Annotated in this window: 13 protein-coding genes; 10 read left to right on the forward strand and 3 right to left on the reverse strand. The window is 39.9% G+C overall.

The annotated features are described in order from the left end of the window. Positions 1-772: 772 nt before the first annotated feature. Both VCHSUH04_RS09225 and VCHSUH04_RS09230 read right to left on the reverse strand, forming a co-directional pair. A complete protein-coding gene (locus tag VCHSUH04_RS09225; protein WP_105086313.1) occupies positions 773-1,048 on the reverse strand; it encodes a helix-turn-helix domain-containing protein in 276 nt (91 codons plus the stop codon). Continuing rightward, positions 1,026-1,400, reverse strand: a complete 375-nt coding sequence (locus VCHSUH04_RS09230) for a type II toxin-antitoxin system RelE/ParE family toxin (RefSeq protein WP_105086314.1) — start codon at positions 1,398-1,400, stop codon at positions 1,026-1,028. The genes VCHSUH04_RS09225 and VCHSUH04_RS09230 overlap by 23 nt, the downstream gene beginning before the upstream one ends. Positions 1,401-1,833: 433 nt before the next feature. Between VCHSUH04_RS09230 and VCHSUH04_RS09235 the strand changes: the two genes are divergently transcribed. From VCHSUH04_RS09235 to VCHSUH04_RS09255, 5 genes are all read left to right on the forward strand, one after another. Beyond that, the gene (locus VCHSUH04_RS09235; RefSeq protein ID WP_105086315.1) at positions 1,834-2,205 is read left to right on the forward strand and encodes a CGGC domain-containing protein; all 372 of its coding nucleotides are present in this window, start codon (positions 1,834-1,836) and stop codon (positions 2,203-2,205) included. A gap of 216 nt (positions 2,206-2,421) precedes the next feature. Beyond that, positions 2,422-3,711 carry a M48 family metallopeptidase gene (locus tag VCHSUH04_RS09240; protein ID WP_105086316.1) on the forward strand — a complete coding sequence of 430 codons (1,290 nt, stop codon included), beginning with the start codon at positions 2,422-2,424 and terminating at the stop codon, positions 3,709-3,711. Between the two features lie 330 nt (positions 3,712-4,041). Continuing rightward, positions 4,042-5,358: a pyridoxal phosphate-dependent aminotransferase gene (locus VCHSUH04_RS09245; RefSeq protein WP_105086317.1), complete on the forward strand. Its 1,317-nt coding sequence runs from the start codon at positions 4,042-4,044 to the stop codon at positions 5,356-5,358. Between the two features lie 286 nt (positions 5,359-5,644). Further along, entirely contained in the window at positions 5,645-6,757 is a 1,113-nt protein-coding gene (locus VCHSUH04_RS09250) for an IS256-like element ISVat1 family transposase (protein ID WP_105085724.1), read from the forward strand. A gap of 77 nt (positions 6,758-6,834) precedes the next feature. After that, positions 6,835-7,104, forward strand: a complete 270-nt coding sequence (locus VCHSUH04_RS09255; RefSeq protein WP_105086318.1) for a type II toxin-antitoxin system Phd/YefM family antitoxin — start codon at positions 6,835-6,837, stop codon at positions 7,102-7,104. Positions 7,105-7,245: 141 nt separating this feature from the next. Here the strand turns inward: VCHSUH04_RS09255 and VCHSUH04_RS09260 are convergent, their stop codons facing one another. Beyond that, the gene (locus VCHSUH04_RS09260) at positions 7,246-7,707 is read right to left on the reverse strand and encodes a helix-turn-helix transcriptional regulator (protein ID WP_105086319.1); all 462 of its coding nucleotides are present in this window, start codon (positions 7,705-7,707) and stop codon (positions 7,246-7,248) included. Positions 7,708-8,098: 391 nt separating this feature from the next. Here VCHSUH04_RS09260 and VCHSUH04_RS09265 point away from each other — a divergent pair, with 391 nt between their 5' ends. The 5 genes from VCHSUH04_RS09265 to VCHSUH04_RS09285 all read left to right on the forward strand — a co-directional run bounded on the left by VCHSUH04_RS09265 (position 8,099) and on the right by VCHSUH04_RS09285 (position 12,893). Beyond that, a complete protein-coding gene (locus tag VCHSUH04_RS09265; protein ID WP_105086320.1) occupies positions 8,099-9,406 on the forward strand; it encodes an FAD-dependent oxidoreductase in 1,308 nt (435 codons plus the stop codon). Next, a complete protein-coding gene (locus VCHSUH04_RS09270) occupies positions 9,403-9,681 on the forward strand; it encodes a ferredoxin family protein (protein ID WP_005387378.1) in 279 nt (92 codons plus the stop codon). The genes VCHSUH04_RS09265 and VCHSUH04_RS09270 overlap by 4 nt, the downstream gene beginning before the upstream one ends. 4 nt (positions 9,682-9,685) lie before the next feature. Then, a complete protein-coding gene (locus VCHSUH04_RS09275) occupies positions 9,686-10,672 on the forward strand; it encodes an electron transfer flavoprotein subunit beta/FixA family protein (protein ID WP_105086321.1) in 987 nt (328 codons plus the stop codon). Continuing rightward, complete coding sequence (locus tag VCHSUH04_RS09280; protein ID WP_060924160.1) at positions 10,672-11,673, forward strand: electron transfer flavoprotein subunit alpha/FixB family protein; 1,002 nt, start codon at positions 10,672-10,674, stop codon at positions 11,671-11,673. The genes VCHSUH04_RS09275 and VCHSUH04_RS09280 overlap by 1 nt, the downstream gene beginning before the upstream one ends. Positions 11,674-12,134: 461 nt before the next feature. After that, positions 12,135-12,893, forward strand: coding sequence for an SDR family NAD(P)-dependent oxidoreductase (locus VCHSUH04_RS09285; protein ID WP_105086322.1), 759 nt, complete (start codon positions 12,135-12,137; stop codon positions 12,891-12,893). Position 12,894 lies beyond the last annotated feature (1 nt).

Below are 12,894 nucleotides of genomic sequence, written 5' to 3' on the forward strand. Positions count from 1 at the left end.
CAGTAGAAGATGGAGGAATGAAATGACGACAGATTCACTGCATCGCTTAGTTCGGAGCGTAAGATGGACATGTAGCGAAGCTACATAAGTCCATCCACAGCGACGAACACCCAGTATCCTGGAGGGCAGAACCGTACATGAGAACTTGCTGATTAACGGAATAGAGGGTCAACCCTAGAGGGTTGGCCCTCTATTTTTGTGCTCTAACGAGCACAGTTTTCATACCTGCTAGAGCCGTCTTCGGCCAAGGTTGTACAAGTTTCATCTATGTGTATTTATCAATAGAGATGGCTTGGGAAAAGTAGGGCAGTAGAAGATGGAGGAGTGAAACGACGACAGATTCACTGCATCACTTTCTTCCGAACGTAAGATTTACCGAGCTGCGAAGCAGAGAAGGGAAATCCACAGTGAGGAAGCAAGTAGGGCCACCGAAAAGCAATTAGATCTATGCGACGCATACGTCCATTGCATCAGGTTCGACGAAGCCCTAATATAAGCACCGTACATTAAAAGATTATTTTAAATGCCGTCATGGGCGAGTGTGATAGGAAGCCGCGGCTAGTGGTAGGAGGCAAATTACCTCTAAACGATACCGCGGTGCGTAGCACCTATGGTATCGCACCGTATATTAGTTGAGTATCTATAAGGTTTTGTAAATTCACTGTATGTTACATGGATAAAGTTACGTAAATAAAACAATTATGGAAATAACTATAAGAGAACGCATAAAACCCCTATAAGCCATCTTAACTAGCTTATAGGGGTTATATTCTTATACTAAACTAATCTTCACTTGTTTATCTAAAGCAAATGCAATTTTACACATAGTACTTAAACTAGTATTTGCACCTTTCTCTATACGTGCGATTGTAGACTGCGGCACACCAGATTTTTTTGCTAAATCACGTTGTGTTAAACCCGCAGCTTCTCTTGCTTTTAATACGGCCAAGGCATTTTCTAATCTAGCTTTTTCTTCTAAATAGTGTTCTGTTAAAGTAGGATTATTTCTATCTTTCTCAAATATCTTATCTAATGTTTTTAGTGGCATAATACTCCTCCTCAAATTCGTATTTTATTTGTTTTGCTCTTTCTATTTCTTTTATTGGTGTTTTTTGCGTTTTCTTAGTAAATCCATGAGTGATAATATATTGGTTGTTTTTTACATGGAAGTATAAGGCTCTTTGAATATTTGACGAAACTTTTGATCGTATCTCGTTTATTTCGCTATCTAATTTTTTTACCCATTCAAGTTGAATTGCTGCTTGTATACCAGCTTCTTCAATCATTTCTATTGTGGCACGTAATTTATTTCTGTCTTTAACAGGGAGTGAGTTATAAAACTCTTCAAACTCGTTATGACCATTTGGTCTAGTATAAGATATAAACTTCGGTTTCTCCATCCTAATTCTTCTTCCTACATGATAGCATATATGCGTTCAAACCTCAATTTTAAAGTGATTGCTTATCTGAATTCTTATTTTTACTATATAGTTAAATTAGTAGCTTTTTGTAGCTTAAAGAAATAATAAGTACAATTTGTTTGGCTTGTATTCACTATTCAAGTCTTAAGGTATTTAACTATTCTTAAAGGTCTATAATTAAAAGAAATCAAGTTGTATCATTTATTGTTATTAGTTAAATGTAACTGATGTTAATACTTGGTATTTTGGCTAGATGTATATATGTGTGATGAAGATATTAATGAGCTTTCAAGATTTTAATTGTATAGGTCAAACTATCTATAATTATCATTAATGAACGTGCTTTAGGATACGTTTTTTCCTTATAGCTATGTTATACTAATTCTAATACTATATTTTCATAGGAGGTCTTATGACTAAGAAAATTGCGGTCCTCGTGAATGAGGATACAATGCAGCGCTGTTCTTGTGGCGGTTGCTTAAAAGCATTTATGAATAAAGCGGATTCCTTTGAGCGTTATGCAGATGAGGATATTGAGTTGGTAGGTTTCACCCATAGTGGTGGTGATCTAGCCAAGAAAATTGAGTCTTTCAAGAAAAAAGGGGTTACTACGGTTCATTTATCTACCTGTACGCGTGGTAAGAATGAAAATTATGAAAGCATCGCAGAGCAGTGTGCAGAGGCGGGCTTTGATGTAGTGGGCTATACCCATGGTGCTGCCGTTTCTAAAGACGGTAAAGAAGCCGTTATACTTTCAGCAAAACCTGTAGTGGATAATGAATAATGAATAATTCTAAAATCTTTGATTAATTTTCCATAGAGGAATGGTTCATAATTGTTAAATAGCGCTCCATAATTGACATATAGATAATAGATGAATAGATGTTCTCTTATTCATTCTATATTTACGATGCAGAGATACTATATGTATAGTGTGTAAATGTTAGAGTACTATTTTGATTGATTATGATATGGTTATATCATTTGAAAGGTTGAGAGAATGAACAAGAAACTTACAGCAGCTACGTTATCTGTAGCTATGGCGGCAACTATTGCACCGGCAATCATGCAAACAGCTCCTGTGAATGCCGCATCTAGTGCAGTACAAACATTGGCGGGTGGTGCTGTTGCCATGGCTTATGTATCTACTGCATTAAATAAAATGGATAATTCCGAACAAGGCCAACAAGAGAGCTTGGCTCGTACAAAAGAAAAAACAGGCTACTTAAACGATAGTGCAGCTCAAGAGCGCGTGCAACGCATTCTGAAAACATTAGAGGCTTCTCCTAGTGTAAAGCGTTCTTATGTAGTATATGCAAATCCTGATACAGAGTTTAATGCCTTTGCAACGCTTGGTCGCGTTATGTCTGTTAATAAAGGTGCTTTAGATACTCTTGATGATGATCAATTGGCTTATGTAATGGCCCATGAAATTGCTCATGGTGAGCATAAAGATATTATTAATGGCGCTAAAAAGCAAATTGGCCTTTCTACAGCAGTCGGTATTGCAGCTGGTGGTAGTGAAGGGGCAGCGTTATTATCTAATGTAGCCGGCAACTACTTGTCTAACCAAGTATTTACAATGAGCCAAGAAAAAGCAGCCGATGAATTAGGCTTCAAGATTTTAAGCGAATCTCCATACAATGTGGGCGGTGCAGCTGGTTCTATGGCGGTACTACGCAACAAAGTTGGGGAACACTATCGTGAAGGGCTTTCACAAGTAGTGGCACCTAATAACCATCCTAAGTTGTCTGATCGTGTAAATAACAATATTTCCCGCATGTACACATACTCTGGAAACCACGTAAACGTGTCTAATGGCGCAGTTTACGTGAACGGTGATAATATCTATAGTCCAGCAGGTAGCGGACGCTATACAGGGGAAGAACGTGCGTATTACATGGCTGGTAAATTAGCACGTCTGTACCATAACAACCAAATTACGCCAGGCGCTGCATCTTACAGCGGTGGCACTGTAACGGTTGCAGGCCAATCCATCGTATCTACCCCAAGTTCTGACGTAGCATTACAAGTGGCGACAAACCTTAATAATGCCTTTGTTAAACCAGCAGGTGCAGCGGTTAATGCTAAAAATCCTGTAAAAGTAAAACAAGAGAAATCTAAAAAGGCAAAACAAGAAAAGGCTAAACCTGTAAAAACGGAAAAAGCTAAACCGGCTAAAGGTAAAGAAGTAAAACCTGTTACTAAGGCTTCTACAACTAAACATACAGCTAAAGCTACGAATCATTCAAACTCTACGAACAGTGGACGTAAAACAATCGATAGATAATTTAATTGTTACCGCTATATAAGACCGGGCTATAAATAGCTCGGTCTTTTTTGTAAGCCTTGAAGGCTACTGTATTGCTTTATGGTACGAATAGTATATATGTGAGTCCGTATATGTTATAAAACTATAGATTTTCTATAACAAAAGCACTATAATATTAAGTATCTATATATATCAATATATTGGGAATTTTTTAATATATAAGAATATTATCTTTGTGATGTGCAAGCTTGTTACCCGTAGTTGTGCGTCTAACATTGCGCTTGTTACTTTCACAGTTAGCATAGCCTCTCATCGAGGCCGTTTCTTTTTTAGAGGAGTTGGATCTGAATGAAACAACCAGAATTGTCGCCGTATATGATGGCTCGAAAGCCATCTGGCATTCGCTTAGGACAAATTAAATTCTTGGAACGTAAGAACCCACCAATTTTGGTGAATGGTTCTATTGGTAATGTAATGCGTCCTATGCATCCCGCCATGCAGCGTCGGTTGTTCGATTTGGGCGGTGTGAATAGCCCGTTCCATAATGGCATCGTGCCATACGTACCAACTACAGGTACTGATGAATGTCGCGAAGCATTCCTTCACATTTTACGCAGCCAAGGTTTTGATACAACTGGTCTTGATGTACTCGTAACAGACGGTGCATCCATGGCGATGGAAATCATCATGCTTGGCGTATGTGGAGGTGCAGGCGAAGAGGAACGCCCTCTTTTAATGTTCAACCCATCTTATACAAACTATGATGCGGTTGGTCTTCGTATCGGTCGTAAAACTGTAACTGTTGAACGTCGACTTAACGAAGATGGTGAGTTTGAGTTACCATCCGTTGAAACAGTAGAACAACGTATTATCGATACAAAACCAGGTGCGTTGCTCATCATTCCTTACGATAATCCAACAGGTCAATTATTCAGTAAAGAAACGTTGATTGAATATGCAAAATTATGTGTTAAACATAATTTGTGGATTATTTCTGACGAAGCGTACCGCGAATTGGCTTACGAAAAAGGGAAAGAAACATCTAGTATCTGGGCTTTAACTGATAAGGATGTGCCTGGCATTGAAGGCCGTCGTATCAGCCTTGAAACGGCTAGTAAAGTATGGAATGCTTGTGGTCTACGCATTGGCGCCATCATTACAGATAATAAATTATGCTATGAAAAATCTGTAGCTGAATATACAGCAAACCTTAGTGCTAATACACTAGGCCAATATATCTTTGGTGCTTTGGCTCATGAAAGCCACGCAGAGCTTCATAACTGGTATGAGCAACAACGGGACTACTATCGTAAGATGATCTTTGAACTCCATGAAGGTTTTAAAGCGGTAGAACCTGATTTCATCGTATCTCGTCCAGAAGCGTCTATTTACTTTGTTATCGACGTACGGAAGGTAGCAAAACCTGGCTTTGACGGTGTAGAATTTGCATCGTGGTGTGCTGAACATGGTGCGGTAAGCCTTGAAGATGGCAAGGAGTACACACTTCTCATGGCTCCACTCAATGGTTTCTATAGTGGAAAAAAAGGTGAAGAGAATCCCGGCAAAACACAATTGCGCGTATCCTTCTGTGAAAATCCAGACCTATTGCGCTTGGCACCTGAATTACTATCTAAACTGTTCAGAGCCTACGAAGCACAACGATAGAAGAAGTATAATTCTAATATAACAGATGCCCTCCTTTTGGAGGGCATTTTTAGTTGAATTATTATTACCATAATATTGTTAGTAAAATTGGCTTATAGGACAAAAAGTGTGTGTAAAAACCCTTATAACACTAGATATTTACTAGTGTTATAAGGGTTTAATCTTTTTCTGGAGAAGTTTGAGGGTGGACAAAAAGTGTGGGTGAAAACATCAATTAACCCTTGTAATTACTGACTAAAATGATGTTATATCTTCCTATATATAAACAAATATGGAGGAAGAGTTTATGCGACAAATAAAATGTCCTGATTGTAATGAAAAATGTATTAAACATGGTGTTTTAAAATCTGGTTCTCAGCGTTGGTTTTGCAAACATTGTAAGGTGGCATTTACCGTTAAAATTAATAATTTAAGTAAAGAGTTAAACCTATTCTTGAATTGGTTATTTAGTACCGATATTCAAGCTGATATGCCTGGTAAAGGTCGTACATTTAGGCGTAAAACCGTTAAATTTTGGTCCATATGGCCATTGCCACCAAAAGTGGAAGAAGTACATGATGTGGTATATCTTGATGGAATTTACTTATCTAGGAATTTATGTGTGTTGATTTGTTGCAATGATACTCATGTTCTAGGATGGTATGTCTGCCGTTATGAGCATGCTAGAGCTTGGCAGTGCTTAATGGAACGGATTGTTGAACCTAAAGTCGTTGTGTCTGATGGTGCTAATGGTTTACCTAAAGCATTACGAAAAGTTTGGCCTCATAGTAGCCACCAAAGATGCCTATTTCATATTTTTTGTCAGGTTAGACGATATACGACAAGTAGACCTAAAACGTTAGCTGGGAAGGACCTTTATAGTCTTGCCAAAGCTTTATTTAATGTGAAAACAATGGATCAAGCCTTTATATGGATTAATGAGCTTTCAGCGTGGCGCATGACATATTCTGATTTTTTACGAGAAATGACGATTGATGAATTTGGAAACAAACGCTCTACACATGAGCGTTTGCTTAAAGCTGAATCATCATTATGGCGCCTGATTAGGCAACAAACTTTATTTACATTTTTGGAATGCATTGATATTACAGTACCTACAACAAATAATCGTATTGAAGGTGGAGTAAATGCTCAACTAAGAAGCATGTTACGGGCTCATAGGGGTCTTTCACTTGAAAGAAGACTAAAAGCGGTCTATTGGTGGTGCTATATGCACTCACCAAGACCGCTTTCTATTTCAGATATATTAAATTGTATGCCTACAGATGAATCGATTGCTGCTATCTACAAACGGTTATCTGATTATTGCCAAATAGATCGTTCAATCCCTCAATGGGGTGATGCTCCTGTTTGGAATGAGCTACATATGTCTACAGATTTTCCAACTTATTGGGATTAGTCACACACACTTTTTGTCCTATAACCCGTAAAATTAATAAAATAATGATAGAATTATGATATAAGGAGGTGTATATATTGATTAATATTAGACCTGTATCAGACTTGCGTAATAAATTTCCTGAAGTTGAAGAAACCGTTATTACAACGAATTCACCTGTATTTTTAACTAAGAATGGATATGGAACAATGGTGTTAATGAGTATTGAACAATATTCAGCATTAACAGATCCTATTGAGTATGCCTTGGATGAAGCCGATTCTGCAGCAAAAGAAAGTAAAATTCGATGCTCTGGTGCCGATGTATTTCGTCGAGTAAGGGAGAGAATCGATGGAGCGGAAATATAAACTTACGATTTTACCATTAATTTACTATAATCGGCGAGATTTACAAAATATATTAGATGATTAAAAATCAAAAAGAGCTATAATTACATGTATTATAGCTCTTTTTCTTTTATCCCTAAGTATAGTGAATAAGGGAGAATTTTATTTTCTGTTTTCATCATGATCGGATCCCTTAGTATTGATTTCGGCAGCGAGTTGCTCGCCAGGCTCAGAGGTTTCCTCTGTTATAGGATACGAAGTGTCTTCTAAGTTAACCGTTTTTAATAATTTATCGATATCATCCGATTGGATGGATACCTCTTTGTTATACCATTCGCCGAATTCACGAATTACTTCTTCGTTACGGCGGAAATAGGTATACTGATCAATCTTGCGAGACTCTACGAGCTCTGCATTTTCCAAGATGCTCATAAATGTAGAGATGGAAGATTGAGATACACCACAGCGCTTTTGAATACTCTTAACACTTACACTGTTAGGGAAATCGATAAGAGTTTTAGTGTGTACTTGTACACCGAATTCTTTCTCTGGGTGCTTTAGCCACAATATAATATCTAACCGATGTGGATTTGATAATGCTTTCAAGATTCTTAACGGGTCCATATGGCCTCCTCTGGTAATTCCAAAATAATGAGTGCCTAACCTTGACCGTGGTCTTGCATTATGCGGTCGTATTATACGCGTGTTGCTCCGTATAGGGTTTTTCCTACTTTTATCATACGCTACTTTCACGGTGAAAGCTACAAAAAACTTATAAATTTCACGAATTGATGAATTTTATTGCACTTAATTAAAAATCCTAGTGTGCAATAGTATGAGTTTATAATGAGTATATATACATCATATAGAGTGATATATAACACAATTTCGTAAAATATAGAATATATTTATTTTTTTTGCCGATTTTTTAAAGGTGTTTTCGTTCTTCATAGAGAATATATATATACTGTATAAACTTATGTAAGTTAAGCTTTCATTTAAAGGAGCTGAGTATATGGCAATTGATCGCAATGAAACATTTGATGTTATCGTCGTTGGTGCAGGACCAGCGGGCTCTGCGGCGGCATTACGCCTCGCAGAACAGCGGGTAAAAGTTTTACTCATTGAACGCGGCACCGCACCAGGCGCTAAAAATATGATGGGTGGGCGTATCTACACACATTCTTTAGAGCGTTTAGTACCGGACTTTAGAGAACGAGCCCCATTGGAACGTAAGGTGACAAAAGAGCGCATTTCTATTGGCGCAGGCAATGAAATGACGACTATTGAGTATAGCTACGAAGATGGTCAACCGAATGAAGAGTCCTACGTAGTATTACGTGCTAAATTCGATAAATGGCTTGCTGAAGAGGCTGAGAAAAAAGGGGCTCTTCTCGTATCCAATGTGCAAGTAACAGATCTCATTACTGAAGGAGAAGGCAAAAAACAACGCGTTGTGGGCGTTCGGTGCCACGATGATGAAGTATATGCAAAACTCGTTATCATCGCAGAAGGCTCCAATACATTATTATTAGAAAAAACTGGCCTCACAGCTCCTACCGATCCAAGTACAATGGCAGTAGGTGTAAAAGAGGTATACAAACTAAAGAAAGAAGATCTTGAAAATCGCCTCATGCTGTCTGGTGATGACGGTATGGCATGGCTTACTTTAGGCGATATGACCTCTGGTTTATTAGGCGGTGGTTTTATTTACACAAATAAAGATAGCCTTTCTGTAGGTATGGTTGTAGGCCTTGAAGATATTGGTAAAGCCGATCGTTCTGTAGACGATATGCTTTCAGCTTTCACAAGCCATCCAAGAATTGCCCCATTATTGAAAAATGGCCAATTGAAAGAGCATAGTGCCCATCTCGTTCCAGAAGGTGGCTATAAAGCGATGCCACAATTGGGCGGTAATGGTTATATTATCGTCGGTGATGCGGCGCGTATGTGTATGAATCTTGGCTATACTATTCGTGGTATGGACCTTGCCATCGAGTCCGGTATGTGTGCAGCAGATGCGGTTAACGTAGCCTTGCGCGACGAAAATATGGACCGTGTGGCTAAGTTGTATGAACGTCAAATCAAGAATTCTTGGTTGCATAAAGATTTGAAATTGTATAAGAATATGCCTGCATTCCTTGCATCCAATCCTCGTATATTCAAGGAATATCCATCTCTCGTAAATAATGTGATGCGCGATGTATTCACTGTTAACGGTGATGGTGCAGTACCAATGATGAAAAAATTGATGGGTCGCGTTGGTGACGTTGGCCTATTTACCTTAATTCGTGATGCTTTGAAAGGGGTGCGTTCCCTATGAAATTAGAAGAGCGATTGGGCGCCAATAAATACTATGTAGATGAAACGTCTCCTCATATCCTTGTGGATGGCGCTGGTTTTAGCCACGAAGAGAAAATGAAACTCGTAAACGGCTGTCCTGCTGGTTTATATACATTACAAGAGAATGGCGATTTAGCCTTTGATTTTGCTGGTTGCTTAGAGTGCGGTACATGCCGCGTTCTTTGTGGCGAAACAATCGTAAAAACATGGAAATATCCGCGTAACGCTAAGGGCGTAGAATTTAGACAGGGGTGAGTGTATGGAGTTATTAGTATGTATCAAACAGGTTCCAGATACATCTGAGATTAAGCTGGATCCGGAAACAAATAATCTCATCCGCACAGGCTTGCCTAGCATTGTAAACCCTGACGATATGCATGCGTTAGAGGCGGCTCTTGTGGTAAAAGACCAATATGAAGGTAGCCGTGTAACGGTATTGGCGATGGGTCCTCCTCAAGCTGAGGATGCTCTTCGCGAATGTTTATCTCTCGGCGCTGATGATGCGGTACTCGTTACAGACCGTGCTTTCGGTGGCGCCGATACATTGGCTACTAGCTATACCATTGCATCTGCTATCCGTCATATTCAAAAGACTATGAATCGTCAGTTTGAAATCATTTTCTGCGGTAAACAGGCTATCGATGGCGATACTGCACAAGTAGGCCCTCAAATTGCAGAAGAACTCGGTATGGCGCAAGCAACGTATGCTTGTAAATTCTCCGTAGATACAGCGGCTCAAAAAGCAACTGTAACACGGGAGCACGAAAATGGTTACGAAATCGTGGAAGTGCCATTGCCATTATTAGTAACGGCTACAGCTGAGCTCAATGAGCCACGTCAACCAGGTCTCTGGAGCTCTATTTACGCGAAACGTTATGAAATTTCTCATGTTACATTGCGAGATATGCCTAATATTGATGAAAGCCGTATCGGCCTTAACGGTTCCCCTACGCGGGTACGCAAAGTATACCAACCACCTCTCCGTGGTAAGGTAGAAATGTTACCATCCATAGAGGAAGGGGCTAAAAAGGTTCTTGAATTGGCGTACCATATTAAGCCAGAAAAATTTGCTCATCTATTAGTGCCAAATGATGCACCTGTTGAAGTGGTTGAGGACAATGATGAGGGTGTAGATGTAAAAGACCCTGTGCAACGAGCTGCATCTGTTGAGAGCGTCTCCCCTAGTGAGTTTAAGGCGGTAGCAGCTGCTAAAGGTAATGAAGGTTCTAAAGGAGGTGACCGGTAATGGCCGTAACAAATTTTGATGAATATAGAGACGTCTTTGTTGTAGCCGATACTATCGATGACGTGGTACATCCGGTTACATATGAACTGATCGGTCAAGCTCGCCGCATTGCTAAGGAATTGGGCCAGCTCGTTCAAGTTATGCTCCTTGGTGAGAATGTTCAAACCGAAGCAGAGGAACTGGTAGCACATGGTGCTGATATTGTTCACGTTTTTGAAAGTCCGCTTCTGAAATACTATACAACGGATGGCTACACTAAGGTGTTAACAGACTTCTTTGAAGATCATAAGCCTAATATCCTCTTGATTGGTGCCACTAACAATGGTCGTGACTTGGCGCCTCGCATGTCTGGTCGCATGCAAAACGGCGTTGTTGCGGACTGTACGATCTTGACAGTAGATACGAATGAAGGTCTTGTTGAATGGACACGTCCTGCCTTGGGCGGCAATATTTTGGCGGAAATCATTTCTCCAAACCATCGTCCTCAAATGGGTTCTGTACGTCCTAACGTATTTAAAAAACCTGAACGTATTGCAGATAGCTGGGGTCGCATCCAAATTGAGCAATTCGACCTCAAGCCTGAGGACATTCGTATGAAACGCCTCGACTTCATTCCATTCAGTAAAGATGGTTACAATATCCAAGAAGCAGATATCATCGTAGCTGGTGGCCGTGGCATGGGCTCTAAAGAAAACTTCGATAAGCTTTATGAACTAGCCGACGCTATCGGTGGCGTAGTAGGTGCTACACGACCACTCGTTGAAAAAGGCTGGATTGAATTGCCATACCAAGTAGGTCAAACAGGTAAAACTGTAAGCCCTAAACTATACTTGGCATTCGGTATCTCCGGCGCTATCCAACACGTGAGCGGCATCTCCGGTGCTGACACAATCGTGGCTATCAACAACGATCCAAACGCAGAAATCTTCCAGCACGCTAACTATGGCATCGTGGGGGATTGCATGGAAGTGTTAAATGATATGTTGGCGCATCTGAAATAAAGAGCAAGAGTATTTGAGCTCTCCTCGTAAAACTTAATAAACCATAGGGATACCTATCCTCAGCCTTCATGGGTACGCGTAGCGCCCAAGGCGGCTTCGAATAGGTATCCCTATTTGCTTTCTAGCTGTGGTAGAGCTCAAATATCAGCGTATTAAATGTAGATGTGCCAGTATATCATTCTAGAGAATAGTAGAAGGCTCTAAAGCGAGCTAAGTCGTTTTCAGAAAGGGTATCCTCTTTTTATTATCATATTCATAAATCCATAAGCCACTTTATGTATTCTTTTAAATCCTATCTGCGCCGATATATCATTTAGGGGAAAAGGAGAGAATGGTACGCGCAGCGCTCCAATGTATACACTATTTTTATCGTTTATAGGTGGTAGGGTAGCGTTTTTTGATTTTTATAATGGTATAATTAACTTATTAGAATAGAACGGATTGATGATGAGGAGGCTTTTATGGCTCGTAATGTTTTTGTCACTGGTGCAACGTCTGGTATCGGTCTTTGTATTGCTGAGGCTTATGCCAAGCATGGCGATAATGTGTTGATTTCTGGTCGTCGTGCTGAGTTATTGGGCGAGGTACAGGCTCGTCTATCTAAGGAATATGGCGTGCGTGTTGAGACTTTAGTTCTTGATGTGCGTAGTCGCGAGGATGTTGAAAGTAAGGTTCCTGTAGCTATCGAGGCTTTTGGTGGCGTCGATGTGCTCGTTAATAATGCGGGTCTTGCACAAGGGCTTGATCCTTTCCAAGATAGTGCTGTTGATGATGCGGTGACCATGATTGATACCAATGTGAAAGGCCTTTTATATGTAACAAAAGCAGTGCTACCTTTTATGATTGATAAAAATGAAGGTCATATTGTAAATATGGGTTCTACTGCAGGCATTTATGCATATCCTAATGGTGCAGTGTACTGCGCTACAAAGGCGGCGGTAAAGACATTAAGCGATGGCATCCGCATGGATACCATAGCTACAGATATTAAGGTTACTACCATTCAACCAGGGATCGTAGAAACTCCATTTAGTGAAGTACGATTCCACGGTGATGCGGAACGAGCTAAATCTGTCTACGCTGGCATTGAGGCTGTTCAACCAGAGGATGTGGCCGATGTTGTACTATATGTAACGAACCAACCTAAACGCTTGCAAATCTCTGACGTAACAATCATGGCAAACCAACAAGCGGCAGGCTTTATGGTACATAAGAAATAAT

The sequence above is a fragment of the Veillonella sp. T14073-2 genome (genome assembly GCF_002959875.1).
In the GTDB taxonomy this organism is placed as follows: Bacteria; Bacillota; Negativicutes; order Veillonellales; family Veillonellaceae; genus Veillonella; species Veillonella infantium.